The organism is Tateyamaria sp. GN1-10, from assembly GCF_055693845.1.
Genome location: NZ_JBVFUR010000004.1, coordinates 1,845,668 through 1,872,292, shown reverse-complemented (window position 1 = coordinate 1,872,292; position 26,625 = coordinate 1,845,668). Strand labels below are relative to the sequence as shown.

26 protein-coding genes and 1 pseudogene are annotated in these 26,625 nt (G+C 58.6%); 19 read left to right on the top strand and 8 right to left on the bottom strand.

Translation table 11 applies throughout. The features are described from left to right. Window positions 1-11 precede the first annotated feature (11 nt). Window positions 12-638, top strand: coding sequence for a 3-oxoacid CoA-transferase subunit B (locus ACZ1HN_RS11055; RefSeq protein ID WP_299208985.1), 627 nt, complete (start codon window positions 12-14; stop codon window positions 636-638). Next, entirely contained in the window at window positions 631-921 is a 291-nt protein-coding gene (locus ACZ1HN_RS11050) for a GNAT family N-acetyltransferase (protein WP_472727524.1), read from the top strand. The genes ACZ1HN_RS11055 and ACZ1HN_RS11050 overlap by 8 nt, the downstream gene beginning before the upstream one ends. Before the next feature lie 55 nt (window positions 922-976). Here the strand turns inward: ACZ1HN_RS11050 and ACZ1HN_RS11045 are convergent, their stop codons facing one another. Beyond that, window positions 977-1,786, bottom strand: coding sequence for a lytic transglycosylase domain-containing protein (locus tag ACZ1HN_RS11045; protein WP_472727523.1), 810 nt, complete (start codon window positions 1,784-1,786; stop codon window positions 977-979). Between the two features lie 367 nt (window positions 1,787-2,153). On the opposite strand from ACZ1HN_RS11045, the gene ACZ1HN_RS11040 reads away from it, so the two are divergent. The 14 genes and pseudogenes from ACZ1HN_RS11040 to ACZ1HN_RS10975 all read left to right on the top strand — a co-directional run bounded on the left by ACZ1HN_RS11040 (window position 2,154) and on the right by ACZ1HN_RS10975 (window position 15,204). Further along, window positions 2,154-2,357 carry a Flp family type IVb pilin gene (locus ACZ1HN_RS11040; RefSeq protein ID WP_472727522.1) on the top strand — a complete coding sequence of 68 codons (204 nt, stop codon included), beginning with the start codon at window positions 2,154-2,156 and terminating at the stop codon, window positions 2,355-2,357. 95 nt (window positions 2,358-2,452) lie between these two features. Beyond that, window positions 2,453-2,641, top strand: coding sequence for a hypothetical protein (locus ACZ1HN_RS11035; protein ID WP_366523111.1), 189 nt, complete (start codon window positions 2,453-2,455; stop codon window positions 2,639-2,641). A 198-nt stretch (window positions 2,642-2,839) separates the two neighbouring features. Further along, window positions 2,840-3,697, top strand: a complete 858-nt coding sequence (cpaB, locus tag ACZ1HN_RS11030; RefSeq protein ID WP_472727521.1) for a Flp pilus assembly protein CpaB — start codon at window positions 2,840-2,842, stop codon at window positions 3,695-3,697. Window positions 3,698-3,896: 199 nt separating this feature from the next. Next, window positions 3,897-5,324 carry a type II and III secretion system protein family protein gene (locus tag ACZ1HN_RS11025; RefSeq protein ID WP_299208974.1) on the top strand — a complete coding sequence of 476 codons (1,428 nt, stop codon included), beginning with the start codon at window positions 3,897-3,899 and terminating at the stop codon, window positions 5,322-5,324. Between the two features lie 10 nt (window positions 5,325-5,334). After that, window positions 5,335-6,000, top strand: a complete 666-nt coding sequence (locus tag ACZ1HN_RS11020; RefSeq protein WP_299748119.1) for an OmpA family protein — start codon at window positions 5,335-5,337, stop codon at window positions 5,998-6,000. Window positions 6,001-6,237: 237 nt separating this feature from the next. Then, a complete protein-coding gene (locus ACZ1HN_RS11015) occupies window positions 6,238-7,476 on the top strand; it encodes an AAA family ATPase (RefSeq protein ID WP_472727520.1) in 1,239 nt (412 codons plus the stop codon). Between the two features lie 23 nt (window positions 7,477-7,499). Beyond that, complete coding sequence (locus tag ACZ1HN_RS11010; protein ID WP_299208966.1) at window positions 7,500-8,930, top strand: CpaF family protein; 1,431 nt, start codon at window positions 7,500-7,502, stop codon at window positions 8,928-8,930. A 12-nt stretch (window positions 8,931-8,942) separates the two neighbouring features. Beyond that, complete coding sequence (locus tag ACZ1HN_RS11005) at window positions 8,943-9,908, top strand: type II secretion system F family protein (protein ID WP_299208963.1); 966 nt, start codon at window positions 8,943-8,945, stop codon at window positions 9,906-9,908. 10 nt (window positions 9,909-9,918) lie between these two features. Further along, window positions 9,919-10,899, top strand: a complete 981-nt coding sequence (locus ACZ1HN_RS11000) for a type II secretion system F family protein (RefSeq protein WP_472727519.1) — start codon at window positions 9,919-9,921, stop codon at window positions 10,897-10,899. A 91-nt stretch (window positions 10,900-10,990) separates the two neighbouring features. Next, the gene (locus tag ACZ1HN_RS10995) at window positions 10,991-11,560 is read left to right on the top strand and encodes a tetratricopeptide repeat protein (protein ID WP_472729309.1); all 570 of its coding nucleotides are present in this window, start codon (window positions 10,991-10,993) and stop codon (window positions 11,558-11,560) included. Between the two features lie 107 nt (window positions 11,561-11,667). Further along, entirely contained in the window at window positions 11,668-12,531 is an 864-nt protein-coding gene (locus ACZ1HN_RS10990; protein WP_299603679.1) for a tetratricopeptide repeat protein, read from the top strand. Between the two features lie 3 nt (window positions 12,532-12,534). Next, entirely contained in the window at window positions 12,535-13,035 is a 501-nt protein-coding gene (locus tag ACZ1HN_RS10985; protein WP_299603682.1) for a prepilin peptidase, read from the top strand. 78 nt (window positions 13,036-13,113) lie between these two features. Then, window positions 13,114-14,419, top strand: a pseudogene (locus tag ACZ1HN_RS10980) (ATPase). Continuing rightward, window positions 14,416-15,204 carry an NAD(P)-dependent oxidoreductase gene (locus tag ACZ1HN_RS10975; RefSeq protein ID WP_299772079.1) on the top strand — a complete coding sequence of 263 codons (789 nt, stop codon included), beginning with the start codon at window positions 14,416-14,418 and terminating at the stop codon, window positions 15,202-15,204. Before ACZ1HN_RS10980 ends, ACZ1HN_RS10975 begins: the two are co-directional and overlap by 4 nt. 22 nt (window positions 15,205-15,226) lie before the next feature. Here the strand turns inward: ACZ1HN_RS10975 and ACZ1HN_RS10970 are convergent, their stop codons facing one another. After that, window positions 15,227-15,784, bottom strand: a complete 558-nt coding sequence (locus tag ACZ1HN_RS10970; RefSeq protein WP_472727518.1) for an ankyrin repeat domain-containing protein — start codon at window positions 15,782-15,784, stop codon at window positions 15,227-15,229. Window positions 15,785-16,076: 292 nt separating this feature from the next. Between ACZ1HN_RS10970 and ACZ1HN_RS10965 the strand changes: the two genes are divergently transcribed. From ACZ1HN_RS10965 to ACZ1HN_RS10955, 3 genes are all read left to right on the top strand, one after another. Then, complete coding sequence (locus ACZ1HN_RS10965; RefSeq protein ID WP_472727517.1) at window positions 16,077-18,515, top strand: ligase-associated DNA damage response DEXH box helicase; 2,439 nt, start codon at window positions 16,077-16,079, stop codon at window positions 18,513-18,515. A gap of 101 nt (window positions 18,516-18,616) precedes the next feature. After that, the gene (pdeM, locus tag ACZ1HN_RS10960; RefSeq protein WP_472727516.1) at window positions 18,617-19,288 is read left to right on the top strand and encodes a ligase-associated DNA damage response endonuclease PdeM; all 672 of its coding nucleotides are present in this window, start codon (window positions 18,617-18,619) and stop codon (window positions 19,286-19,288) included. Further along, entirely contained in the window at window positions 19,285-19,692 is a 408-nt protein-coding gene (locus ACZ1HN_RS10955) for a PaaI family thioesterase (RefSeq protein WP_472727515.1), read from the top strand. The genes pdeM and ACZ1HN_RS10955 overlap by 4 nt, the downstream gene beginning before the upstream one ends. A gap of 29 nt (window positions 19,693-19,721) precedes the next feature. On the opposite strand, the gene folD is transcribed toward ACZ1HN_RS10955, so the two are convergent. The 6 genes from folD to ftsH all read right to left on the bottom strand — a co-directional run bounded on the left by folD (window position 19,722) and on the right by ftsH (window position 26,556). Beyond that, complete coding sequence (folD, locus tag ACZ1HN_RS10950; RefSeq protein ID WP_472727514.1) at window positions 19,722-20,624, bottom strand: bifunctional methylenetetrahydrofolate dehydrogenase/methenyltetrahydrofolate cyclohydrolase FolD; 903 nt, start codon at window positions 20,622-20,624, stop codon at window positions 19,722-19,724. A gap of 18 nt (window positions 20,625-20,642) precedes the next feature. Further along, on the bottom strand, window positions 20,643-21,116 hold the full coding sequence (locus ACZ1HN_RS10945; RefSeq protein WP_472727513.1) for a hypothetical protein: 474 nt from the start codon (window positions 21,114-21,116) through the stop codon (window positions 20,643-20,645). Between the two features lie 109 nt (window positions 21,117-21,225). After that, window positions 21,226-22,902 carry a formate--tetrahydrofolate ligase gene (locus ACZ1HN_RS10940; RefSeq protein ID WP_472727512.1) on the bottom strand — a complete coding sequence of 559 codons (1,677 nt, stop codon included), beginning with the start codon at window positions 22,900-22,902 and terminating at the stop codon, window positions 21,226-21,228. A 302-nt stretch (window positions 22,903-23,204) separates the two neighbouring features. Then, on the bottom strand, window positions 23,205-23,804 hold the full coding sequence (locus ACZ1HN_RS10935; protein ID WP_472727511.1) for an MOSC domain-containing protein: 600 nt from the start codon (window positions 23,802-23,804) through the stop codon (window positions 23,205-23,207). A 96-nt stretch (window positions 23,805-23,900) separates the two neighbouring features. Then, a complete protein-coding gene (locus tag ACZ1HN_RS10930) occupies window positions 23,901-24,518 on the bottom strand; it encodes a ferric reductase-like transmembrane domain-containing protein (protein WP_299772066.1) in 618 nt (205 codons plus the stop codon). A gap of 118 nt (window positions 24,519-24,636) precedes the next feature. Beyond that, window positions 24,637-26,556, bottom strand: coding sequence for an ATP-dependent zinc metalloprotease FtsH (ftsH, locus tag ACZ1HN_RS10925; protein ID WP_299208924.1), 1,920 nt, complete (start codon window positions 26,554-26,556; stop codon window positions 24,637-24,639). Between the last annotated feature and the right edge of the window lie 69 nt (window positions 26,557-26,625).

Genomic DNA, 26,625 nt, shown 5'->3' with positions numbered 1-26,625 from the left:
AAGGACAATCGATGCCCTGGGATCGCAACCAAATGGCGGCGCGTGCCGCGCAGGAACTTGAAGACGGCTGGTATGTGAACCTCGGGATTGGGATTCCCACCCTGGTGTCGAACTACATCCCCGACGGGATCGAGGTTACTCTACAATCCGAAAATGGCATGCTTGGCATGGGCCCCTTCCCCATTGAGGGTGAAGAGGACGCCGATCTGATCAACGCTGGCAAGCAAACAATCACCGAACTGCCTCAGACAGCGTATTTCGACAGCGCGCAAAGCTTTGGCATGATCCGCGGCGGCAAGATCGCCATGGCGATCCTTGGCGCAATGGAAGTCGCCGAAAACGGCGACCTGGCCAACTGGATGATCCCCGGCAAACTGGTCAAGGGCATGGGCGGCGCCATGGACCTTGTTGCAGGCGTCGGTCGTGTTGTGGTGGTCATGGATCACACCAATAAACATGGCGACAGCAAAGTGCTCAAGGAATGCACGCTCCCGCTTACAGGGAAAGGCGTTGTTGATCGCATCATCACGAACCTTGGTGTACTGGATGTGGTTGATGGTGGCCTAAAGATCGTCGAGGTTGCCGAAGGCGTCACCGAGGACGAATTGCGCGCCGCCACCCAAGCGACCCTTGTCTGAGTTTGACATTCGCCTGGAAGAAGACGGGTCAAAAGGCCGATATGTCCTGACCCGTGATGGCGCAGAGGCGGAACTGACCTATTCGATCCTGTCGCCTCAGACGAGGATTGCGGATCATACAGGTGTACCAGATGTCATGCGTGGCACCGGTGCCGGGCAAGCGCTGGTGAAAAGGCTCGTCGAAGATGCACGGGCGGAAGGATGGAGGATTGTCCCTCTCTGTCCGTTCGTGAATGCCCAGCGGGCAACGCACCCCGATTGGGCCGACGCGTTTAATGTCTGACAGTACAGATTTGCACTAGATAATACGGGCAGGCTTTTTGCCCGGTTCCAGCATGTCAGTTCAATGCCGCAAACACACACCCGTCTGTAACGAGTTCCGGGGGCGTCACGCACAGGCCCTTCGCGACCTGAAATGTCGCCAGCACCTTGGGCACGTAATCCCGCGTCTCTGAAAAGGGCGGAACACCCTGATGGGTTCGTACAGACCCCTCGCCCGCATTGTACCCTGCAAGCACAAGCACAGGATCACGTTCAAACGTATCCATCAGCCAATCCAGGTATTTGACACCGCCCGCAATGTTGTCGGCAGGGGCAAAGCTGTCCTGCACCCCGAAACGCGCGGCCGTATCGGGCATCAACTGCATCAACCCCTGCGCCCCTGCCCCGCTCAGCGCATCCGCCTTGCCCGCAGATTCCACCATCATTACGGCCAGCACCAAAGCAGGCGAGACATCCGTGCCGATGGTTGCCTTGAGAATGTCGATGCCCTGCGCCTGGGCCAAGGCTTGCATTTGTTGCAGACGCGGCACAGGAACCGGCTGTTCCGCCCGGGCCAGCGCTCTCAGCGCCTCATCCAACCGGCCAGGGCCCGCCTTGTCCATCTCGGGCGAGATGTCCTGCCAGAACCAATCAAAGCGCGTAGTTGGCGTCTTGGGGGCGGTGGCAACATCGGATGCTTTAGGCACACTTGCTTCGGTCGCTGGCGCTTCGGGGTCGATCTGCACCGTGATCCGTTTCTTAGTTCCCGGCTGTGGCGGTTTCACGCGCTTGGCAGAGAAATCTTTGAAGGGCGGCGGATCATCAGCAAATGCATTGCCACACATCAGTGCAAGCGCTGCCAGAAGCATTACAGACAAACGAACCATGAAACTGCTCTCACTTTTGCGCCCGCTCTTTGGCCGGCTTTCTAAAATTATCGCAAAAATCCGGGTTTCAGGCCAGTCTGCACCGCGAAAAAATGGCAAAGCTGCCACATTTGCCATGCCGATTAACGAAAATTACACCAATTGCAGGTCACCCTCAAAAATTATTCCTTAAAAAACAACAGCTTAAAAAAACACTTCGAAAAAGTCTAACCGAGACGTGAAATCCTCAATTTGCCGTCAAATTCGTGCCCCAATCCCCCGACTATATAGCGGCATACCAAGTCGGACACGGGCCAATGAGAGAGAGCGGCTCACAAAGGACGGCGAGGTTAATGTAAATCTACTGATCCTTTGGAGGGACACTATCATGATCAAATTTATCAAAAACTTCCGCAAAGACGAAAACGGTGCAGTGACTGTTGACTGGGTTGTTCTGACCGCAGCCGTTGTTGGTCTGGCGATCGCAGCCTACACGTCGATCCAGACCGGTGCATCGGACCTGACAGCCGCCACCGAGACGTTCTTGGGTGAGCAAACTGTTGGTTCGATCGGCGCACCTGCTGGCGAATAATAATTCGGGCGTAATCGTCTGAACAAAGGGGCCGTGACCGCAACCGGACGCGGCCCCTATTTTAATTGAAGTCATTCAAGCATGTGTAGAGGTTGATGATGATCCAGTTCCTGAAAAACTTCGGACGCAGTGAACGCGGTGCAGTGACAGTCGACTGGGTTGTTCTGTGCGCGGCAGTCGTCGGCTTGGCAATTCTCATCGTCACGACCATGCAATCTGGCGCATTAACGTTGGCCGGCAATGTCGGAACATTCTTTGATGCTCACTTCTTCGCTGGGGAATAGTCCAGCACAAGAAGCCGTTTATGGTCAAAGGCCCGGCCGCTATATGCGCGCTGGGCCTTTGCTTTTTTAAACAAATACCGACCTGAATGCCTCGTGCCTTCCTCACCCCTTCCCAGAAATCGCCACATTCTTCCGTTAATAAAGTCGCAAGAGGTTCCGCCCGTTCCGGAGTAGGAGCCCAAGCAATGAGGTAATGAAATGCGACTGGTATTCGGATTGGTCTTGCTCGCGGGCATCGCGCTGGCGGGCGGGGCTGTTTACATGGCCAAAAACTATATCGGGAAGTATCAGGTGGCCTTGGCCGCCGAACGCGCCCAACGCGAGAAAATCGTACCAACGATTCCGGTCTATGTCGCGGACCGTCAACTAAAGTACGGTGAAGCGCTAACTGCTGAAGATGTGCGTGCCGTGGATTGGCCCGAAACGTCCGTGCCCGAAGGCGCGTTTACCGAAGACAACCCTCTCTTTCCCGACGGCGTGACCGAAAATCGCGTTGTTCTCCGAACAATGGAGAAGCACGAGGCAGTCCTTGCCGTAAAAGTGACGAAACCCGGTGAAGAAGCCGGCCTGACATCTCGTCTTGAGCGCGGCATGCGCGCCTTTGCCATTCGCGTCGACGTTGCAACCGGTGTTTCCGGATTCCTGCGCCCTGGTGACCGAGTGGATGTGTACTGGACCGGTCGAGTCGACAGAACTCTGGATCAAAGCCGCGGCGAAGTCACCAAGCTGATCCAGCCCGCCATCAAATTGATTGCCATTGACCAGAACGCTGCCGGAGACGTCGATGGCACGGTCATTGCACAGACCGTGACGGTCGCCGTCGCCCCGGCACAAGTAGCCAAGCTGGCTCAGGCACAATCCACTGGACGCCTTTCACTGTCCCTCGTCGGAGCCGAGGACGACACCGTCGCAGGTGCCATCGAAGTGGATCAACGCGCCCTTCTTGGCATCGAAAGCAAGGCCGTGAAGGTCGAAGTGGAAGAAGAAAAGACCTGTTCGATCCGGACGCGCCGCGGCGCGGACGTCGTACAAATTCCGATCCCCTGCACCAACTGATTGCCCCCATTTCAATCACTTACACCGGCGTCACCTCTTGTGGCGCCGGTTTTTAACTTTACCTTCTGTTGCCAGTTATCCACATAAAAGAATCACCTGAACCCATTGATTCTTGCAAAAAAATCTAAACTGCCGCATGGTATCAAGCATCACGGGCATCAAGACCCGGCATCGAGGCGTGATCAAAAAGGCAGGTCACATGAAAATTGACGGATTCTTCAAGGCGGCCCTCCTGGGGCTGTGTTTTGCTGCAGGCCCCATTGTAGAAGTGGCGCAGGCAGAAAACTTGCGGGTGGTACGCAAGTCCACAGATTCGACCCTGAGCGTGCCGATGAACCGCGCGGTCGTGGTCGAAAGCGAAACAGCATTCGCCGAACTGAGTATCGCCAACCCGGCGATCGCAGATATCTCATCGCTCAGCGACAAGACAATCTATGTCTTGGGCAAGGCACCGGGCCTGACGACGCTCACTCTGCTGGATGCAAACGGTCGACTGATCACAAACGTGAACGTGCGTGTGTCGGCAGACATCTCCGAATTCAAAGAGCGGTTACGCCAAATCTTGCCCGGCGAGAAGATTGAAGTGCGGACCGCCAATGACGGTATCGTATTGTCCGGCATAGTATCGTCCAGCGCGCGCCTACAGCGGGCTTTGGATCTGGCGGAACGCTACGCCGAAGGGCGTGTCAGCAACCTGATGAGCGTCGGTGGCATCCAGCAAGTGCTGTTGAAGGTGCGCTTTGCTGAAATGAACCGCAGCGTCTCGAAGTCACTTAGCTCATCACTGTCACTGAACGGTTCGCTGTTCTCTGGCGACATTGATGTGAACGGCGGCAGTGGAACAACTGTAGGTTCAGGCGCGCTTCAAAGATCGCTGGACAACCTCGTACCAGCCACCAACGAAAACAATGGCGCAATCGTCTTTGGCTTCAATGCCGGAAGCACGCGCGTCGGCCTTTTGCTGGAAGCCCTTGAAACCAAAGGGGTTGTGCGCACTTTGGCTGAGCCAAACCTCGTTGCCCTATCAGGTCAAGAGGCACGTTTTCTCGCCGGTGGTGAATACCCGGTTCCGATTGCACAGGAAGACGGCGTTATCACTGTTGAATTCAAACCCTTCGGTATCCAGTTGAGCTTTATCCCCCGGGTTGTCGACAAGGATCTGATCAACCTGGAACTTGAAGCAGCCGTGTCCGACATCGACCCGAACAACGGCCTGTCCTTCGATGGCTTCACCATTGATGCATTCAGCCGCCGCGAAACCGCGACAACGGTCGAATTGCGTGATGGTGAAAGCTTTGCGATTGCTGGTCTACTCGAAGACAACTTCATCGACGAGAACCAGCAACTGCCATGGCTCGGTGATGTGCCGGTATTGGGCGCCCTCTTCCGGTCAGCGTCCTATCAGCGCGACCAGTCAGAACTGGTGATTATCATCACCGCACACCTCGTTTCTCCGGTTCGTGGCGATGCACTGGCGCTGCCAACGGATCGGATCAAACCTCCAAGCGAGCGGGACTTGTTCCTCTTCGGTCGGACCGCCGCCGGCACACGAGCGCCCGAACAGGGCGGTGCAGGCGAGGTTGCCAAGCAGGACTTCTCCGGCTCATATGGATACGTGTTGGACTAAGGACAGGATCATGAAACCGATCTTCACCGTCGCATTGGCAAGCAGTTTGGCCCTTGGTGCCTGCACAGCATCCAATGATCCCGTCTATACACAGTTCTACCGCGAAGCGGGTGCAGTGGTAGATACGGGCCAGTTTGGAAACTCCACGGCAAACAATACGCTGATCCTGACGGGCGAACGCCAGTACACGTTCGATCTGGCGCGTCGTTTCGCATCAGAGGTCGGCACAACTGTCAATTTCGCGTTCAACTCTTCGCAACTTGATGCCGGTGCACGTGATGTTCTTAGAGAACAGGCAATCTGGATCCGCCAATTCCCTGAGATCCGGTTCCGCGTTTATGGGCATACGGATGCAGTTGGATCCGCTGCCTATAACAAACGTCTGGGTCTTGCCCGCGCAAACGCGGTTGTACAATACCTCAGCACCCAAGGGATCAGCCGGTCACGCCTGGAGGCAGTGGCCTCCTTTGGCGAAACCCAGCCTTTGATCGTGACCCAAGGCCGCGAGCGGCGCAACCGTCGCACCGTGACAGAGGTGAGTGGGTTCGTACAATCGCATCCCACCGTCCTGGATGGTAAATATGCTCAAATCATCTATCGCGACTATGTTGAATCGGCTGTAGCGCCCACTGGGCTGACCGGCACAGCTGGCGCCGATCTCAGAACCGAACAGTAACAAAATTCCTGTCCATCTACGTAAGGGGCCCGCAGACAATCCTGTCTGCGGGCCCCTTATCGTTCTGAGATACCCAACAATTGGAGCTTTTTGGCCCAAATCTCGCCTGAATTCGTTGCGACAACTGCCCCTGAGGACACGTATGCCCGGCAAAAGCACCGGGTGAGGGCCGCAGCATCCACATGCCGAAACGGCAAAGCCGGATGCCACGCCCATTGAGCAAAGGACGAGTGGGCAATGAGCAGCGCAATGCCGCAACCCGAAACTGCACCAATCACGGCCTGTACCATCAGCCGTGATGTTCAGAATTTCGACTTGTTGATCGAGGACATGGAGCAAGCACTGGGCGAAGCCTGGGGCGATCTTGGTTTTGCCGAAGCCTTGGCCTTTTTCAATCAACCCGATGCCGAAGCCATGGAATTTGTGGCGCTGGCACTGAATGAAGAAGACGAAGACAACCTCGTTCTTCTGGGCGAGATCATCACCCAAGCCAAAGCCCATGGCATAAAGGTGATCCTGATCGCCGAAGACGTCACGCCTGCATCCTTGCATCAGCTGCTGCGCCAAGGGGCTGACGAATTTGTCCCCTACCCGCTTCCCGAAGGCGAATTACAGCAAGCTATAGATCGCCTGAAATCCAGCGGGCAACCTCAGCCTGCCAATGATGAGAAGACTGCAAACCTCAAATCCGGTGCAGATAAACAAGGTGCCATCTTTGTGTGTCATGGTGTGGCCGGAGGGACAGGCGCCACGACGCTGGCTGTAAACCTCGCTTGGGAATTGGCGTTGCTGTGCGACGGCGATTCACCGTCGGTCTGCTTGTTGGACCTTGACTTTCAGTTTGGCTCGGCCTCGACCTATCTCGATCTGCCGCGACGCGAAGCCGTGTTTGAAATGCTGTCGGACACCGAAAGCATGGACGAGGAAATCTTTGGCCAATCGCTTTTGACATTCGAAGAAAAACTGCAAGTGCTGACAGCACCGGCTGACATGATCCCATTGGATCTTGTCGCACCCGAAGACGTGAGCCGGGTGATTGAAATGGCACGTGCGCATTTCGACTATGTCGTTGTCGATATGCCTTCGACGCTCGTCCAGTGGACAGAAACCGTACTGACCGCATCGCACCTCTATTTCACCACGCTTGAGATGGATATGCGCTCGGCCCAGAACACGCTGCGTTTCAAACGCGCCCTGCAAGCCGAAGACCTACCCATCGAAAAGCTGCGCTACGTGCTGAACCGTGCACCGAAGTTTACCGATCTGGGCGGCAAAGCCAGGGTCAAGCGTTTGTCTGAAAGTCTGGACATCTCGGTCGAGGTGCAATTGCCGGATGGTGGCAAGCCGATCAGCCAAGGCGCTGATCATGGCGTGCCGCTGGCAAGCTCGGCCACCAAGAACCCGCTGCGCCGCGAAATCGCCAAGCTGGCCGCATCCATCCACGAACTCAGCGAGGACCACGCCAAAGCGGCGTGATCCGTTAATCGGAGGATCCCTCGATGTTTTCCAAGTACAAAAAGGCCGAACCCAAGCCAGTCGCAGCGCCGGCGGAAAAGGTCGCGGAATTGCCCAAGGCGGACGAGAAGCCCAAGATTGCGCGCAAGGCGAACCCATCGCAGCCCGCTACCGTCACTCCAATGGACAAGGAACGCAAGCGTAAGGAACGCATGGGCGAGATCAAACTCGAACTGCACCGCGCGCTGCTGGACAACCTGAACCTCGCGGCCCTTGAACATGCGACCGAACAGGATCTGCGCCAGGAAATCAGCGCCATTTCGTCCGAGGTTCTGACGGAAAAGAACATCATCCTGAACCGCGAGGATCGCCAGACCCTCAACCAGGAACTGTTTGACGAAGTGACGGGGCTCGGGCCCCTTGAAACGCTTTTGAAAGACGAAAGCGTCAACGATATTCTGGTCAACGGCCCTCAGCAGATCTTTGTTGAACGGTCGGGCAAGCTGGAACTGACCGACGTCACGTTCAAGGACGAACGCCACCTGCTGCGCATCATCGACAAGATCGTGAGCGCTGTGGGTCGTCGTGTCGACGAATCCAACCCCTATGTGGACGCCCGTTTGCAGGACGGCTCGCGTTTCAACGCCATGGTGCCCCCCATCGCGGTGGACGGCAGCCTCGTCTCCATCCGGAAGTTCAAAAAAGATAAGCTGGGCATCGACGATCTGGTGAATTTCGGCGCTTTCACCGAAGAGATGGCCGCCTATCTACAGGCCGCGGTCGCCACACGGCTGAATGTGATTGTGTCGGGCGGTACGGGGTCCGGGAAAACGACCACTCTGAATGCGCTGTCGTCCTTCATCGACAATGCCGAACGTATCCTGACAATCGAGGATACAGCGGAACTCCAGCTGCAACAGACCCATGTGGGCCGGATGGAAAGCCGCCCGCCCAACGTCGAAGGCAAGGGCGAGGTGTCCCCACGCGATTGTCTGAAAAACGCGCTGCGTATGCGCCCCGACCGCATCATCGTGGGCGAAACGCGGGGCGAGGAAGTCATCGACATGCTCCAGGCCATGAACACCGGCCACGACGGGTCCATGACCACGATCCACGCCAACTCCGCCCGCGATGGGGTCAGCCGCCTGGAGAACATGATCGCCATGGCGGGGATCGAAATGCCGCTCAAGGCGGTGCGCTCGCAAATCTCCTCGGCTGTGAACCTGATCGTGCAGGCCTCGCGTCTGCAGGACGGCTCGCGCCGCATGACATCGATCACCGAGATCACCGGCATGGAGGGCGACGTGATTTCCATGCAGGAAGTGTTCCGCTTCCAGCGCGTGGGCCTCACGCCCGACAACAAGATCATAGGTCACTTCACCGCCACAGGCGTGCGCTCGCACTATTCCGAACGCTTCCGCATGTGGGGCTATGACCTGCCCGCATCCATCTACGAACCCGTCGCCGCCCAATAAGGATCCGAAGCCATGAGTGCAGAACCAATTATCTACGGCCTGATCTTTATCGGCGTTCTGGTACTGGTCGAAGGCCTGTACCTTGTCGCTTTCGGTAAGTCGATCAGCCTCAACAGCCGTGTGAACCGCCGCCTTGAAATGCTGAACAAGGCCGGGGGTCGCCGCGAGGAAGTGCTCGAACAACTCCGCAAGGAGATGCAGCAGCACATGGGCGCGCGGTCCATCCCGCTCTATTCGCTGCTGGCGGACAAAGCGCAAAAGGCCGCCATCGCATTCACGCCTCAACAGCTGATCATGATCATGGGTGGCCTGTCAGTGGTGGCCTTTGTCGGGCTCAGCGTGGGGACGGAAACAGACACGCCCGTGCGCATCCTCATGTCCATCGGCATCGGCATCGGTGCGGTTTATTTCTGGGTGTCGTCCAAGGCCAACAAACGGCTCAGTATGCTCGAAGAGCAACTGCCGGACGCTGTTGAGCTCATGGTGCGCTCCTTGCGCGTCGGTCACCCGTTCAGCTCGGCCATCCAGATCGTATCGAAAGAGGTGCAAGACCCCCTGGCTTCGGAATTCGGACTTATCGCCGATGAGAGCGCCTTTGGCCGCGACGTGGGCGAAAGCCTCAAGGACATGGCCGAACGGCTCGACATGCAGGATTTGCGCTTCCTGTCAGTCGCGGTGACGATCCAACAGCAATCTGGTGGTAACCTCGCCGAAATCCTCGCTGGTCTGGCCAAGGTGATCCGCGCCCGCTTCCGCCTGTTCCGCCGGGTCAAGGCGATCACGGCCGAAGCCAAGTGGTCAGGTAAGTTCCTGTCTGCCTTCCCGATCGTGGCGCTGATCGTGATCAACGTGACTGACCCGCACTACTACGACGACGTGCGCGACCATGCCTATTTCATTCCCGCCTGCTTTGCGGTGGGCATTTTCCTGGCCGCAAACCTGATGGTGATGCGCGTTCTGACCAACATCAAAGTGTAAGGAGCCTGCCATGGACGCCCTACTGCAACCCATAACGGATGCGCTTGGCCCGCTTGGCTTTATCGTGCTGGCTGGCGTGCTCGGTGTGATGATGGTCGCAATCGTGATCATCATGATGCTGCGGCAACCCGAGGACCCGCTGACCAAGCTCAAGAAGTCGAGCCAGATGGCAACCGCCAGTGGCCCGAACAAAGAGCGCCTGCGCCAGGGCTCGCGCAACGAGCAGCTTGAACGGTTCTCGAAATTCCTTGAACCCGAGGATGTGGCCGAACTGTCCAAACGGCAATTGACCCTGCGTCAGGCGGGCTACCAGTCCCGTGACGCGGTGCGCATGTTCCACGCGGCCCAGTTCCTTCTGGGTGTCTTCGGCCTCGCGTTGGGTGTTGTTTACACCAACTTCATTGTTGGTACGGACAACATGACGACCCAAAAAATCATCATGTTCACCATTGGCCCCGGCGGCGCAGGCTACTACCTGCCCCAGTATTGGGTGACGCGCCGCGTCGAAAAGCGGAAGGAAGAGATCACGCAGGGCTTCCCTGACTCTTTGGACATGCTTCTGGTTTGCGTCGAAGCGGGTCAGTCTCTGGATCAGGCCATCACCCGCGTCGCCTCAGAATTGCAGGCGTCCTACCCCGCATTGGCCGATGAATTCATGATTGTCAGTCTTGAAATGAAGGCCGGTAAGGACAAGGTGACCGTGCTGAATGACATGGGCGAACGCTGCGGCGTGCAGGACGTGGCCAGCTTCGTGACCGTGCTGGTGCAATCCGCCAGCTTCGGTACGTCGATCGCGGAAGCGCTGCGGGTCTATGCAGAAGAGATGCGCGACAAGCGCGTCATGCGCGCCGAAGAGGCGGCCAACAAACTGCCCACCAAGATGACGCTTGCCACCATGATGCTGACAGTGCCGCCTTTGCTTATGATCCTCGTGGGGCCATCTGCGCACGGCATTACGCAATTTGGCAACATGAGTTCACTCGGCAACTAGGCCAACGGCCTGACCCGTGCTACAACGCTTGCACCGCGCGTCCTTTCCGGGCGGGCGGTGCAGTCAATAATGAGACGTGGCAAAGACCACCATGATCACAGGCATCCGGGTATTCCTTGCCCTTCCCCTCGCATTTGCCCTGACCGCTTGTGGAGAGCCGGGCATTGACGCCTCGCAGACCGGGCCGTTTGCCCCGGGCGTCGACCGCCGCGCAAATGGGGTCGACGGTGTTGAAGTGGGCCACCGCCTCATTGCCGCGGGCGAATTTGAACTGGCCATCAAATCCTTTAATCGCGCCGCACTTGACCGGGGCGGGTTTGATGCTGAAATCCTGTCCGGCCTCGGCACTGCCAATCTCGGGCTTGGCAGATTGAACCAGGCTGAAAAGCTCTTGCGCCGCGCCACCACCGAATATGATCCTGTCCCCTCCGATCTGAACAACCTTGGGGTTGTGTTGATGGAACAGGGCAAAACGGCCGAAGCCGTACAGATCTTTCGCCGTGCATTCGCATTGGATGACGGAGAAAGCACACTTATTCGGGATAATTTGCGCTTGGCACTCGCAAAATCTGAAAATTCTGTTAGCGTAGCGCCCAATGAGAACCAGTACAAACTGGTCCGTCGAGGCAGCAGCGACTTTTTGATCCGCACTGCATCTTGATTTTTCCGCCTTCGGGTGGGTTTGAGGCTGCGCTGTCATAGGCGCAAAAGGGATGCGACCGGGCAGCAAAAAGCACGGCGCGAACGAGCAGGAAAAAGGACGCAAACATGCGCCACTCCGTATTCATGGCCGTCGCTCTTTCGAGCGCTATGGCCCTTGCCGCTTGCGATCAGAAAAACGCCGAAGAAACCGTCGAACGGGCCTTTCAGGACGTGAACGTCGTGGATGAAAGCGACCTGAACGACGTCATGCTGACTGTCGCGGACCCGAACGAAGCGGTGGCCCACTTCAGCCGCACAAGCAAAGAAAACCCGGGCCGGATTGACGCGCAGCGCGGCCTCGCCATCAGCCTCGTGCGAGCCAAACGCTATACCGAGGCCAGCTCGGCCTACGCAAGACTGGTGAAACTTGACGGGGTCACGAATGACGACCGCGTGGATTTTGCGGACGCGCTCCTGCGTTCGGGCGACTGGGCCCGCGCCGAGGAAGAGCTGGACAAGGTCCCCCCGACAGTCGAAACCTTCAAACGCTACCGCCTCGAAGCACTTGTCGCCGACAGCAACCAGGAATGGAAGAAGGCCGACAGTTTCTATGAAACCGCCGTAGGCTTGACCACGCGCCCCTCCGGCGTGTTGAACAACTGGGGTTACTCCAAGCTGACGCGCGGCGATTTCGGCGATGCCGAACGGCTGTTCACCGATGCGATCCGTCAGGATCCCAGCCTGTTCACAGCCAAGAACAACTTGATCCTCGCCCGTGGCGCCCAGGGCAACTACAGCCTGCCGGTGATCCCCATGGATCAGACGGAGCGTGCGCAATTGCTGCATACATTGGGTCTCGCGGCAGTCAAACAGGGCAACCTCGAAACAGGCAAGGGCCTGTTGCGCGATGCCATCGAGACCCACCCGCAGCACTTCGAGGCGGCAGTTCGGTCGTTGCGCGCGCTCGAGAACAACGTCTCGAACGGGTAAGACATGATTGCGCTTTCGGCCACCGTGGCCCTATGGTTCCTGCCGCTGCTGGTTCCGCTCTGCCTGTATGTCGCCTATACCGACCTGGCAGAAATGCGGATTACCAATCCAACGGTGCTTGCGATGGCCGCGATCTTCGCGGCCATGGGGCCATTCCTCTACCCGATGGACGCCTATCTGTGGCAGCTCGCCCATCTGGCCATTGTTCTCGTCGTAGGCATGATCCTGAACGCTGCTGGAGCCATGGGGGCGGGTGACGCCAAGTTCCTCGCAGCCGCCGCACCATACGTGGCGCTTGGGGATATTCGTATGCTTATGGCACTCTTTGCCACCGTCCTTCTGGCAGCATACGCGGTCCACACCATCGCAAAACGCACCCCTTTACGCACATTCGCCCCCAATTGGGCCAGTTGGAGCCAGGAAGGGCGCAAATTCCCCATGGGTTTTGCACTGGGCCCTACCCTTGCGATCTATCTCGGGCTGGCGGCGCTGTACGGCTCTTGACCTCTTAAAGCCATATTTTGGCCGAAGTGCTGCGCTAGACCACACACAACAAAACGCAGCAGAACACAGGCCCGCCTCATGAACATGCAAGTCTCGGACGTGATTGCGCCCCCGGCTCCCAAACGGCTGGAAGAGATGAAACTGCCCGTCGTGATGATGCGGGACATCTTGCTGAAAACCATGTTCCGAAAGAACCTCGACATGGTGTCCGACCTCAGCCCGGCGCTGTGTTTGCCCATTCCGGTTGTCCAGGAACTCATCGACATGTGTCGTGACCAGCGGCTGATGGAGGCGACTGGTACGCTCAATGCCAACAATGGCAATGAAATGGGCTATCAACTGACGGACAGCGGCAAGGCACGCGCCCTGGATGCGTTGGCCCAATCTGAGTATTTCGGCGCCATGCCCGTCCCGCTGGAAGTTTACCGCGCACAGGTGAAACGCCAATCCATCCGCAACATCATGGTCACACGGCAACAGCTAACCGGTGCGATGGGCCACCTCGTCCTGCCTGATGACCTTCTGGACCAGCTTGGCCCAGCGGTCAGCGCAGGCCGGTCGATCCTGATGTATGGCCCCCGGCAACGGCAAGTCGTCCATCTCGAACGGCATCCGCGATGCGCTGGGGGACAACGTCTATGTCCCGCGTGCCATCGAATATGCCGGTCAGGTCATCACGGTCTATGATCCGATCGTGCACGTGCAGGCCCCGGAAGAGGCACAGGACCCCAACTCGCTGCGGCGCACCACGCCTTATGACAAGCGCTACGTCAAATGCGAACGCCCCACGGTGATCACAGGGGGTGAACTGTCGCTGGACATGCTGGACCTCGTCTACAACCCCACGGCGCGGACCTACCAGGCGCCTCTGCAGCTGAAGTCCACCGGCGGCATCTTCATCGTGGACGACCTTGGCCGTCAGGCCGAACCGCCACAAGCGCTCGTCAACCGCTGGATCGTCCCACTCGAAGAATCCAAGGACATCCTCGCCCTGCAATCAGGTGAGAAATTCGAGGTGCCCTTCGACACGCTGGTCGTCTTCTCGACCAACTTCCACCCCAACGAAATCTTCGACCAAGCGGCCCTGCGCCGGATCTTCTTCAAGATCAAGATCGATGGCCCGAACCAGGCGAATTTCCTGAAAATCTTTGCCATGGTGGCCAAGAAGAAAGGGATGGCCCTGAACGAAGAGGCGCTCGTGTACCTGCTCAAGGTCAAGTATCCGACGATCGACAACATCTACGCCAATTACCAGCCAAATTTTCTGGTGGATCAGATGGTTGCCACCTGCAATTTTGAAGGCATCCCGCTTCAGATGACCCCGGAGCTGATCGACCGGGCTTGGGCCAACATGTTCGTCAAGGACGAACATATCGTCAAATGATCGGCCTCGCGGGCTGCGGACGCATGGGGCTGCCAATGCTGGCCGCCCTGCGCGACGGGGGCGCGCACGTCAAAGGCTTTGATGTGGTGGACAAGGGCCTGTCTGACACAACCACCAACATCATGGCCTTTGCCCCCGAGGTGGAAACCCTGTTTTCCGTTGTCCGGGACGAAGGTGAAACCAACGCTCTTCTGTTTGACACCCAGAACCTGATGGGCACCGCATCCAAGCTGCGGCGCGTCTTCATCTGCTCCACGCTGTCGCCGCGCTATGTTCTTGGCCTGCGCAACAGAGTTCCAAGCCACATCACCCTGATCGACGCGCCGATGTCCGGTGCGGTCATCGCCGCCGAAAACCGCACGCTCAGCTTCATGCTCGGTGGCACACAGTCTGACATCGACGATGCCAAGCCACTGCTCGCGCTCATGGGCCAACACTTTCACCACATGGGCGCCTATGGTGCCGGGATGCAGGCCAAGGTGCTGAACAACCTGCTCGCGGCATCTCACACCGCCATGACCCGGCTTGTGCTGGACTGGGCGGACGAGGCCGGGCTGGATACCCAACACCTCCTGAACCTGATCGAAACGTCGTCGGGACAAAACTGGCTCGCCTCTGGCTTCGACACGATCGAGTTTGCCAAACACGGCTACGCCCCCGACAATTCCATCGGCATCCTGGTCAAGGATGTATCAGCCGCCCTCGACGCCGCCCCGGACGGCGCCGACACGTCACTCCCGAAACAGGTGCAGGCGACAATCCGATCCTTGAAACCACGCAGTTGACCAAATCAGCAACACCTGCCGCTCAGCGCTTCATCGCTGCCTGCAGGATATCTGTTACCTCGTTCTTCCACCTGGACCATTTCGCATAGTGGATGGGCTGCACAGGCGCGTATTCGGCGTCATATGCAAGGGGATCAGCACCACAGTCCAAAAGATGTCGGACGACCGCGGGCGATGAAATCATCGCAACTCGGTGCAATGCGGTCTCGTCCAGCGTATGACGAAAATTCACGTCCGCTCCGGCCTCAATCAGCCTGTCAATCCAGGCGATGACGTCCTTTGTGCTCAAGGCGGGCGGAAATTGCCTTTCCATTTCCAACAACGATTTCAACGGGCCGTATCCTTCGTCGTCACAAAAGTTGACCGGTACCCTTTGGGCCAGCACCCAATCAAAAACTGTGTAGTGGCACGCATGTATGGCATGGGTTATCCAGAATCGCGTGAACGTCGTGCCCTGCCCAAACGGAAAAGGCGGATACGCCTCGGCAACAAACTTTAAAAAGGCGAGGTCGCCTTCAGACATCGCGGCATAGACTTCGTCGAAAAAATCCATCGTCTCATCGCGTTCAATCTCTGACATGGGCAATTACTTACACAGCCACGAACAAGCACCAAACGAAAGCATATGTACCGACCAGAACCAGCGTCGGCGCCCCACCGCACGTTGCGTTAACCCCACCCCTACCGCTCGATGGGGGTGCACAAGGGGTGTACGGATGCTGCACGCAGGGTGACACCCTGCCTTACACCCTTAAACTCCATGAATACCGGGTAAATCCCGCACGAATCGGCTCCATCTTCCCTGTTTCAAAAAATCCCCGCCGGAGGCTCCCGCACTTCCCACGCGCGCCACACCCGCTACATTGCGCCTCATGACCACCCTCCCCCGCATCTTCACCGATTGGTTCACCTCCAAAGGTTGGAGCATCCATCCCCACCAGCAAGAGATGCTGGAACGCGCAAACGATCCCGCCCTCCTGCTGATCGCGCCCACGGGCGGTGGCAAGACACTGGCCGGTTTCCTGCCCACATTGGCCGATCTGGCAGAGAATGACCACGAGGGGTTACACACTCTCTACATCTCCCCCCTCAAGGCGTTGGCCGCTGATATCAAACGAAATCTCCGCACACCTGTCGCGGAAATGAACCTTGATATCCGGATCGAGGATCGCACCGGCGACACCTCTGCTACACAGAAAAAACGCCAGCGCGCTGACCCGCCCCATATCCTGCTGACCACCCCCGAAAGCCTCGCGCTACTCACCAGCTACGAAGACGCGCCGCGCATGTTCGCGGGCCTCAAGCGGGTGATTGTCGATGAAATCCACGCGCTCGCGGAAAGCAAACGCGGCGACCAGATGTTCCTCGCCCTGTCGCGGCTTCAAGCCCTGCGCCCCGATCTCAAACGCGTGGGCCTTTCAGCAACGATCGAAGATCCACAGGCTATTGCCCATCTGCTGGCGAAACACCCCGATCCCTGCGACATACTCCATGCTGACCCGGGGCCACCGCCAGATATCCAGATGTTGGTTACAGAAGAGCCTCCCCCTTGGTCTGGCTCGGGGGGAAAATACGCCATCCCGGCGGTGCTGGAAGAGGTCAAAAAACACAAAACGACCCTCATCTTCCACAACACCCGCGCCCAGGCCGAGCTTTATTTCCACAACATTTGGCTCGCCAACGAAGACCAGTTGCCGATCGGCATCCACCACGGCTCTCTCGACCGCCAACAGCGCGAGAAAGTCGAACAGGCCATGATCGATGGGCAGCTCAAGGCCATCGTCTGTACCGGCACGCTCGACCTCGGCATAGACTGGGGCGACGTCGATCTTATCATCCAAGTCGGTGCCCCAAAGAACGTCAAACGTCTGGTACAGCGTATCGGTCGCGCCAACCACCGATACAACGCGCCTTCGAAAGCCCTTTTGGTACCCGCAAACCGCTTCGAAGTGGTCGAATGCGTGGCCGCCTTGGACGCCGTGAAAGAAGGCGCGCTTGACGGCGACCCACGCGGCCATGGCCCCCGCGACGTGCTTTGCCAACACATCCTGATACGCGCCTGCGCGGGCCCGTTCGATGCGGATGCCCTCTTTAACGAAATATCAACCACGGGCGCGTATACGTCTCTGTCTCGCGCAGAATTTGATGCCTGCCTCGATTTCTGTGCCACCGGTGGTTACGCCCTGCGCGCCTACGACCAATGGAAGCGGCTGCAACAACGCCCTGACGGACACTGGCAACTCCGCGATCCCCGCAGCGCCCAACGCATCCGTATGAACATCGGCACCATTCAAGACACCGACACGCTCAAGGTGCGCTACAAGGGCCGAGGGGGCAAACCTTTAGGCGAGATAGAGGAAGGCTTCGCCGCCTCTCTTACCCCGGGCGACACATTCCTGATCGGCGGGCAAATTGTCCGGTACGATTCCTTGCGCGAAATGACCGTCCAGGTGACCCGCGATGCGGCCAAGAAGCCAAAGATCGCCACCTTCCTCGGCACCAAGTTCGCCACCTCCACCCAGCTCAGCCACCGCATCATCGAGATGTTCCAGCAAGACACATGGCCCGCCCTACCGCCACACACATCCGAGTGGCTGACCCTCCAACGCGAAGTCAGCCGCCTGCCCGAACCGGGTCGCCTGCTGATCGAAAGCTTCCCACATGACAACCGGATTCACACCGCTGTCTACGGCTTTGCAGGCCGTAACGCCATGCAAACACTTGGGCTTCTGCTGACTAAACGGATGGAAGAAACGGGCCTGAATCCCCTAGGCTTCCTCGCGACCGACTACGCCACGCTGATCTGGGGCCTGAACAAGATCACCAACCCTGCCCCACTTTTCGACATCGACGCGCTGCGGGACGGCCTCGACCGCTGGCTTGCGGGTAACGCTGTTATGAAGCGCACCTTCCGCGCGTCGGCCACCATCGCCGGATTGATCGAACGCAACCTGCCCTCCAACCGCAAGACCGGGCGACAAGCCACCTTCAGCTCCGACATCCTCTACGACACGCTGGCAAAATATGACCCGGACCACCTCATGCTGCAGATCACACGCGAGGAGGCAATGCGTGGTCTTGTCGACTTTGGCCGGATCGAAGAAATGTGCGCTCGCATCGGCACCCGCATCGACCTGACAGAGCACGATCGCGTCACGCCTCTCGCCGCCCCACTGATGCTTGAAGTGGGTCGCGTCCCCATCAAAGGCCTTGCCGAAGAAAAACTGCTCGCCGAAGAAGCAGAACGGCTGATGACCACCGCCGGATTACCACCTGAGCCCAAGAAAAGGGAATGGCGCGTTCCCTTCTAACCTCAGCCTTCTTCTGAGCCAAAATACGACGGGGTTTGGGGCAGAGCCCCAACAGTAAGGCGCATCTTGATGCGCCCTTCCGCCGGCGCTATGAACAAAATATGAACACGTGCGATCTCACTCTCGCCGGCGCAGCGCTCAAGGCGCTCGGCTCCGGCGCACTTTTCTGGCCCGACCAAAACCTGCTCTGTATCTCGGACCTGCACTTGGGCAAAGCCGAACGCATCGCCAGACGCAGCGGTATGCAACTGCCACCCTACGAGACGCGCGACACGCTCACCCGCATCGCCTCCGACCTCGAAGCGACAGGCGCACGCATGGTCGTCTGCCTTGGGGACAGCTTCGATGACCTCACAGCGGCACGCAGCCTGCCCGAGGAGGAACGGCTGTGGATCACCAAACTGCAGGCGGGCCGCCGCTGGGTCTGGATCGAAGGCAACCACGACCCCGGACCGATAGAATTTGGCGGCACTCACCTGGCTGAACTGCCCATCGGTGCCCTCACCTTCCGCCACATCGCCAAACCGGGCGCAAGTGGAGAGGTGTCCGGCCACTACCACCCAAAGGCGACATTGCAGACACGCGCGCGCGCCATCTCGCGCCCTGCCTTCCTGATCGACAGCGACAAGCTGATCCTGCCCGCCTACGGCACGTATACCGGTGGCCTGCGCAGCCACAGCCAGACACTGAGCAAACTGATGCGTCCCGACGCAAGCGCCGTGCTGACCGGCCCACGGCCGGTGCAAGTGCCCATGCCCCGCGGGGCCGCATGAGGGACCGGATCAAAGCCAGCTTTGCCCGACAAAGCATGATGCAGACCTTTGGCGCCACTTTGGACGCCATCGAACCGGGTCTCGCAACCATCTCGGCGCCAATCCTGCCCGGCAGCCGCCAGCAACAAGGGTTTGCGCACGCTGCACTGACCTTTGGTCTTGGAGACAGCGCAGCAGGCTACGCAGCCCTCACCACGCTCCCCGAGGATCAGGAGGTCGTCACGGCAGAGATCAAGATCAACCTCATCGCCCCCGCAACGGGCGACCGCCTCATCGCAAAAGGCCGGGTCGTCAAACCCGGCCGCCGCCTCATCGTGGTCACATCAGAGGTGTTCGTCATCAATGGCGACACCGAAACCCTTGTCGCAATCCTTCAGGGCACGATGGTTCCGGTGCAAGCGTAAGGCGGAGGTGTCCTCCGCCTCACCCGTCTTCAGGCAGTCAGCCCTTCAGGCTCCGCCAAGCCGTTCGCCCGACAACACGCCGTCACGGTGTTCGCCAGCAGACACGCAATGGTCATTGGACCAACGCCACCCGGCACAGGCGTGATGGCCCCCGCCACTTCCGCGCAGCTGTCATAGTGACAATCCCCCACCAGACGCGTCTTGCCTTCACCCTTCTCAGGCGCGTCAATCCGGTTGATGCCCACGTCGATCACTGTGGCACCGGGCTTGATCCACTCGCCTGTTACCATCTCTGGCCGTCCAACGGCGGCCACAACGACATCAGCGCCCCGCACCACGTCCTGAATGTCCTTGGTCCGTGAATGCGCAATCGTCACCGTGCAGCTGTCGCCCAGCAGCAACTGCGCCATCGGCTTGCCCACAATATTCGACCGGCCAATGACCACCGCATTCAGCCCCGACAGCGACCCGTGGTGATCCCGCAGCATCATCAAACAGCCCAGCGGGGTGCAAGGCACCATCGACTTCTGCCCCGTGCCCAACAGACCCACGTTCGAGATGTGGAATCCGTCCACATCCTTGGCCGGATCAATGGAGTTGATCACAAGGTCCTCGTTCAGATGCCCAGGCAGCGGCAGCTGCACAAGAATACCGTGAATCTCCGGGTCTTCGTTTAGCGATTTGACGACGGCCAGCAGATCCGCTTCGGACGTGTCTGCATCCAGCTTGTGCTCGACACTCTTCATACCGACTTCTACGGTCATCTTACCCTTGGACCGGACATAGACCTGGCTGGCCGGATCTTCGCCCACCAACACAACCGCAAGACCGGGCGTGATCCCGTGCGCTTCTTTCAGGCGGGCCACATGGTCGGCCACCTGGCCCCGCACTTTGGCCGCAAAGGCCTTGCCATCAATTACAGTCGCGGTCATGTCGATTGGATCTCCTACTTATCGGATGAAATTCACCTGATGCGCCCATGACTCGCCATCGCTGATCACCAGCGTGTCGAATTCCATCAGTTGCAACAGATCAAAAAAGGTCGCTACGAATTGCAGCTCTTGCGCACGAAAGAAGTCGTTGTTGCGCATGTTGGATGTCATTTGCGCCAGTACCGCGCGGGCCCGGAACAGGGTCGAAAACACTTCGTCATCCAGGGCGATAACGGTCAGATGTTTGGCATCCGCGCCCTTGGCAAAAAAGACAAAGCGGGGGCTTTCGGGGGCGGCCAGTTGGGCCACCGTCAGGTTGGTCACGAACTCGACGCGCACACCCTTGCTGGAATCGGGCGCTTGCCGGATCACACGCGTGAAGTCTTCGGTCGAGGTGACTTCCGGATAGTAATACCCTTCGTACCGCTCCTGCGCATGGGCCGCTGCAGCGGCAAAAACGAGGGTGGCAATCAGTGCAAGTAATCTGGTCATAGGTCGTCCTCCAAGTGATGGAGAGCACGCTGACCGCCGGGGCGGTGTCGGGTCAATGAGATTTCAGCCCCGTCATCGCTTTGTGACGGGGCCGAGAGGGGTTTTGCAATTAGAATAGACCTTCGATCTGGCCGTCGTCATTCAGCATGATGTTTTCCGCAGAAGGCACACGGGGCAGGCCCGGCATCGTCATGATCTCGCCGCAGACGGCGACGATAAAGCCGGCCCCCGCACTCAGACGTACTTCGCGCACCGGCACCGAGTGGCCCGTGGGCGCTCCGCGCAGGTTCGGATCGGTCGAGAACGAATATTGCGTCTTCGCCATGCAGACAGGCAAGTGGCCATAGCCTTGCTCTTCCCACAGCTTCAACTGATCGCGGATCTTCTGGTCCATCAATGCTTCGTCCGCGCGGTAGATACGCTTGGCAATGGTCTGGATTTTTTCGGCCAGCGGCATGTCATCGGGGTAGATCGGCGCGAAGTTCGCGGTGTCTGCATCAGCCAGTTCCGCCACTTTGGTAGCCAGACCAGCAGAGCCTTCCGAGCCCAGTTCCCAGTGACGCGACAAGATGGCTTCCGCCCCTTGCTCGGCCACGAAGTCTTTGACCGCCTGAATTTCAGCATCGGTGTCGGTGACAAAGTGGTTGATCGCCACGACTACCGGTACACCAAAGGATTTCAGGTTCTCGATGTGACGGCCAAGGTTTGGACAACCCGCCTTCACAGCGTCCACGTTCTCGGCACCCAGATCGGCCTTGGCCACACCACCGTTCATCTTCATCGCACGCACGGTCGCCACACAGACAACGACGGACGGGGCAAGACCCGCCTTGCGGCATTTGATGTTCATGAACTTTTCGGCACCCAAATCGGCACCAAAGCCTGCTTCGGTGACCACGTAGTCCGCCAGCTTCAGGGCTGTGGTGGTGGCGATGACCGAGTTACAGCCGTGTGCGATGTTGGCGAAGGGACCGCCGTGTACGAAGGCCGGGTTGTTTTCCAACGTCTGCACGATGTTTGGCTGCATTGCATCCTTGAGCAGAACAGTCATCGCGCCATCGGCCTTGATGTCGCGCGCGAAGACTGGTGAGCGGTCACGGCGGTAAGCCACGATCATGTCGCCCAAGCGCTTCTGCAAGTCCTTGAGATCCTTCGCCAGACACAGGATCGCCATGACTTCGGATGCCACGGTGATGTCAAAGCCTGCCTCACGCGGGAAGCCGTTGGCCACGCCGCCAAGCGAGGCTGTGATCTGGCGCAGCGCCCGGTCGTTCATGTCAACCACGCGACGCCACACGACGCGACGGGTGTCGATCTCAAGGGCGTTGCCCCAGTAGATGTGGTTGTCGATCATGGCCGACAGCAACGAGTGGGCCGAGGTGATGGCGTGGAAGTCACCCGTGAAGTGCAGGTTCATCTCTTCCATCGGCACAACTTGGGCATAGCCACCACCCGCGGCGCCGCCCTTCATGCCGAAGTTCGGGCCAAGGGATGCTTCGCGGATGCAAACGCAAGCGTTCTTGCCGATGCGGTTCAGGCCGTCGCCTAGACCGACGGTAGTCGTGGTCTTGCCCTCCCCTGCAGGCGTGGGGTTGATTGCTGTGACGAGGATCAGCTTGCCGTTCTCGCGGTCCTGGACCGAGTTGATGAAGTTCTGGCTCACCTTGGCCTTGTCATGACCATAGGGCAGCAGGTCGGTACTTTCGATGCCCAGCTTGGCCCCGATCTCCTGGATCGGCTTCTTCTGCGCCTCGCGCGCGATTTCGATGTCGGATTTATAGGCCATGGTAGCTCCCCGCAGTCTTGAATGGGCTCGTCTTTCGTGGCCTGCATACAGGCGTATGCCTAGGGGAGATGCGTGCGATTCCGACATTTTGGGACGTTGCAGCGGCCCAATTGCGATCACCGGTTTCATTTCGGAAACGGTGGGCAGGAACGCGAAACCTGGCACGGGGCGCAGGACACCTGCGCCTTACGAATAGGATTTGCCGCGGTAAGGCGCAGTTTACTGCGCCCGCATGGCAGAGGACACCTCTGCCTTACCGAGTGCCGAACCTGTAAGACGCAAGTGTCCTGCGCCGCTCTTGTTCAGCCTGCGCGCGCCGCCTCCAGATGGGGCCAAACCGGCTGATCAGGCACGTGCAGGGTCAGCACATCCCCCACGACCAAAAGGCCACCATGTTCGACCCAAGCCGTCACACCGCGCCGTCCCTTGGCCGCAGGCTTGTACAGCTTGCCCAGGCCCTGCGCCTCTTCGTCGATTTCCTTGCCCGGATAGATGCAGGGACGGTTTTCAATATCAATGGCCAGACCGACACCGCTTTCCGACATCAGGCGGGAGGCCGGGGGCACATGGGTAAAATTCGGAATCCCTTCGATCACCAGAGATGCACCGACCCATGCGGGATCAATGCGCTCCAGCCCCATCTCAGTCGCAGTCGCGGCCAGTTCCTCAGCACTCAGGATCGACAATTGGCGCGTGTTCCGTATTTCTGTTCCGGGTGTGTATTGCGACCGCACCCGCACGCAGGACGGACGCGTCGGTCCACCATGATCCTCGCCCGGAAAGCCATCCAACGTGACGTCGACAGATTCGGCGGCTACAGCCCGCAGGCTGGCTTCCCGGCTTGGAACGTGACCCAGCCATGTGATTTTCGCCGTAAAGGATGTCGGTTTCAGTGCAGGCATGTCCACCCCTCAATCAAGTGTTTCCGAGGTCCTATCAGCGCGCTGCCTGCATGGCCAATGACGCTTTGCTACCGCGCGCGCACAATTCGTGATGACTTACGACTGGATCGGTCTGCGCACACGACGCAAGGCCGGGCGGATCACCAACGGCACCAGGCAAACACCGCACCAGAAGATGGATCGACCGACATACCAATCCAGCAAGTACCAATGCCACAGCGCCAGCGCTGCAGCAGGATAGACCAACAAGTGCAATGACTTCCATTTCCGGCCCAATCGACGCACTGACCAAGCGTTTGACGTCAGTGCAAGGATAACAAACAGCGCGAAACTCAACCAGCCAACGGCAAATTCCAGTTGCCACAGATCGAATAATACGGCGGGCAGACTGCGTTCATGCGCCAAGTAGTACCACAGATGCAGCGCCGCATAGATTGCGCTGCCAAGACCCAGATGCCGCCGCCTGCGCAACAGCCAACGTCCAAATCCCTGCCCACGACCAACACGGCCAATCAACAGCAGGATCGGGGTGACCGACAGCGTCGCGATCAAAAACCAAACCGACCATACGCCGCTGTCATACATCAGGGCCGGATAATAGGCATCAGCGCTCCACAATCCGCGAAACGCGGTCCGTCCCGGCCACAACATGGCAAGATAGAACACAGGAACAGACTGGGCTGCCGCCTGCAAGAAAGCGATTGGGGACCACATGGTTCAGAACCTGACCACATTGATCAAATGGCACAAGCCTGCTCGCACGGACGTGATGTAGCGCCCCAAAGAAAAAGGCCCGCTCAAAAGCGGGCCTTCTTGCATCTATGTCTCAGGATCAGCCTGTCGGCTCGGGTTCCATCCCGCCATCACCCGAAGGACCCGACTTTTTCTTGGCCTTGGGAATGGCTGTCAGGCTGGGCTTCTTGTCCTCGACAGCCGACCCACCGTCCTCATCATCGGGGGCATGGGGCGGCTCGCCGTTCATGACACGCTCAATCTCCTCGCCGGTCAGGGTCTCGTATTCAAGCAAGCCCTGCGCCAGACGTTCGAACTTCTCTTCATTCTCGGTGATGACCTTCAGCGCCCAGTCATAACCATCCTGAATGAATTTTTGAACCTCCTGCTCTACCAACTCCTTGGTGTTGGCAGAGACAGAGAAACCAGCCGTGTTGCCTTGATAGCCCTGGGCCGCTTCGGAATAATCGATGTTGCCGACCTTGTCCGACATGCCCCATTGCAGGACCATTGCGCGCGCCAGAGCCGAGGCTTGCTGGATATCGCCAGCGGGGCCATTCGACACCGAATCTGGGCCGTATTTGTGAATCTCAGCCGCTTTACCCGCCATGGTCATGGCCAGACGCTGGTGGCATTCGTCCTTGAACATGTTCAGGCGATCCATCTCTGGCAGGCTCATCACCATGCCCAGTGCGCCACCGCGCGGAATGATCGTCGCCTTGTAAACGGGATCGCACTTGGGCAGCAGGTGCCCGACCAGCGCGTGCCCCGCCTCGTGATAAGCGGTCATTTCCTTTTGCTCAGGTGTCATGACCATGCTGCGCCGTTCGGGGCCCATCATGACCTTGTCCTTGGCGCTTTCGAAATCGAGCATCGTGACAAAACGGCGCCCGATCCGCGCCGCCATCAGCGCCGCCTCGTTCACCAGGTTGGCCAGATCAGCCCCCGAGAAACCCGGTGTACCGCGTGCGATGATGCGCAGATCAACGTCAGGGCCAAGCGGCGTCTTGCGGGCGTGCACGCCCAGAATCTTCTCGCGGCCCTTGATGTCGGGGTTGCCAACAGTGACCTGACGGTCAAAGCGGCCTGGACGCAGCAGCGCAGGGTCCAGCACATCCTTACGGTTGGTAGCCGCGATGATGATCACGCCTTCATTGGCTTCAAAGCCATCCATCTCGACCAGCAGCTGGTTGAGCGTCTGCTCACGCTCGTCGTTACCGCCGCCATAACCGGCACCCCGATGGCGACCCACGGCGTCGATTTCGTCGATGAAGACGATACACGGCGCATTTTTCTTTGCCTGCTCGAACATGTCACGGACACGGGACGCCCCCACACCGACAAACATCTCGACGAAATCAGAACCGGAAATGGTGAAGAACGGCACACCCGCTTCACCTGCCACGGCGCGGGCCAGCAGCGTCTTACCAGTACCCGGAGGGCCCACAAGCAACGCACCTTTGGGGATCTTGCCGCCAAGGCGGGAGAATTTCTGTGGATTGCGCAGGAACTCGACAATCTCGTCCAGCTCATCCTTGGCTTCGTCAATGCCCGCAACATCGTCAAAGGTCACGCGCCCATGCTTTTCGGTCAGCATCTTGGCCTTAGACTTGCCAAAGCCCATGGCACCGCCTTTGCCACCGCCCTGCATCCGGTTCATGAAGTAAATCCACACACCGATCAGCAACAGGAACGGCAACAATGACAGGATAAAGGTCTGGAACCCGGACTGTTGTTGCGGCTCGACCTGTACAGGCACCTCGTTGGCGATCAGCAATTCGGTGACCGACGCATCTTCGGGCTTGATGGTCACGAAGTCGTCGGTTCCACGGCGAAAGCGCACCTGCTCGCCATCCAGGGTCACCTGGGTAACAGATCCGTCTTGGACGGCTGAAACGAACTCGGAATACGTGACCTCGCGGCTTTGCAGCGTGTTGCCCGACCCACCAAACAGGTTGAACAGCGCGAGGATCAGCAGAAACAGAACTACCCAGAAGGCGATATTACGTGCGTTTCCCAAGGAAAATCTCCTGATAATACCGGTACGCGGCCCTCGCCCGCACCGTTTCCTCTAAGATAGACATGCTGC

Bases quoted from the DNA above. Each gene is read 5' to 3' on its own strand.
- ACZ1HN_RS11015 (WP_472727520.1), top strand. From the start codon at position 6,238: ATGAGCAGCGCAATGCCGCAACCCGAAACTGCACCAATCACGGCCTGT.
- ACZ1HN_RS11005 (WP_299208963.1), top strand. From the start codon at position 8,943: ATGAGTGCAGAACCAATTATCTACGGCCTGATCTTTATCGGCGTTCTG.
- ACZ1HN_RS11055 (WP_299208985.1), top strand. From the start codon at position 12: ATGCCCTGGGATCGCAACCAAATGGCGGCGCGTGCCGCGCAGGAACTT.
- ACZ1HN_RS11020 (WP_299748119.1), top strand. From the start codon at position 5,335: ATGAAACCGATCTTCACCGTCGCATTGGCAAGCAGTTTGGCCCTTGGT.
- ACZ1HN_RS10970 (WP_472727518.1), bottom strand. From the start codon at position 15,784: ATGTCAGAGATTGAACGCGATGAGACGATGGATTTTTTCGACGAAGTC.
- ACZ1HN_RS11010 (WP_299208966.1), top strand. From the start codon at position 7,500: ATGTTTTCCAAGTACAAAAAGGCCGAACCCAAGCCAGTCGCAGCGCCG.
- ACZ1HN_RS11035 (WP_366523111.1), top strand. From the start codon at position 2,453: ATGATGATCCAGTTCCTGAAAAACTTCGGACGCAGTGAACGCGGTGCA.
- ACZ1HN_RS10975 (WP_299772079.1), top strand. From the start codon at position 14,416: ATGATCGGCCTCGCGGGCTGCGGACGCATGGGGCTGCCAATGCTGGCC.
- ACZ1HN_RS10990 (WP_299603679.1), top strand. From the start codon at position 11,668: ATGCGCCACTCCGTATTCATGGCCGTCGCTCTTTCGAGCGCTATGGCC.
- ACZ1HN_RS10955 (WP_472727515.1), top strand. From the start codon at position 19,285: ATGAGGGACCGGATCAAAGCCAGCTTTGCCCGACAAAGCATGATGCAG.
- ACZ1HN_RS10940 (WP_472727512.1), bottom strand. From the start codon at position 22,902: ATGGCCTATAAATCCGACATCGAAATCGCGCGCGAGGCGCAGAAGAAG.
- cpaB (WP_472727521.1), top strand. From the start codon at position 2,840: ATGCGACTGGTATTCGGATTGGTCTTGCTCGCGGGCATCGCGCTGGCG.
- folD (WP_472727514.1), bottom strand. From the start codon at position 20,624: ATGACCGCGACTGTAATTGATGGCAAGGCCTTTGCGGCCAAAGTGCGG.
- ACZ1HN_RS11025 (WP_299208974.1), top strand. From the start codon at position 3,897: ATGAAAATTGACGGATTCTTCAAGGCGGCCCTCCTGGGGCTGTGTTTT.
- ACZ1HN_RS10965 (WP_472727517.1), top strand. From the start codon at position 16,077: ATGACCACCCTCCCCCGCATCTTCACCGATTGGTTCACCTCCAAAGGT.
- ACZ1HN_RS10945 (WP_472727513.1), bottom strand. From the start codon at position 21,116: ATGACCAGATTACTTGCACTGATTGCCACCCTCGTTTTTGCCGCTGCA.
- pdeM (WP_472727516.1), top strand. From the start codon at position 18,617: ATGAACACGTGCGATCTCACTCTCGCCGGCGCAGCGCTCAAGGCGCTC.
- ACZ1HN_RS10935 (WP_472727511.1), bottom strand. From the start codon at position 23,804: ATGCCTGCACTGAAACCGACATCCTTTACGGCGAAAATCACATGGCTG.
- ACZ1HN_RS10930 (WP_299772066.1), bottom strand. From the start codon at position 24,518: ATGTGGTCCCCAATCGCTTTCTTGCAGGCGGCAGCCCAGTCTGTTCCT.
- ACZ1HN_RS11040 (WP_472727522.1), top strand. From the start codon at position 2,154: ATGATCAAATTTATCAAAAACTTCCGCAAAGACGAAAACGGTGCAGTG.
- ACZ1HN_RS11000 (WP_472727519.1), top strand. From the start codon at position 9,919: ATGGACGCCCTACTGCAACCCATAACGGATGCGCTTGGCCCGCTTGGC.
- ACZ1HN_RS10985 (WP_299603682.1), top strand. From the start codon at position 12,535: ATGATTGCGCTTTCGGCCACCGTGGCCCTATGGTTCCTGCCGCTGCTG.
- ACZ1HN_RS11045 (WP_472727523.1), bottom strand. From the start codon at position 1,786: ATGGTTCGTTTGTCTGTAATGCTTCTGGCAGCGCTTGCACTGATGTGT.
- ACZ1HN_RS10995 (WP_472729309.1), top strand. From the start codon at position 10,991: ATGATCACAGGCATCCGGGTATTCCTTGCCCTTCCCCTCGCATTTGCC.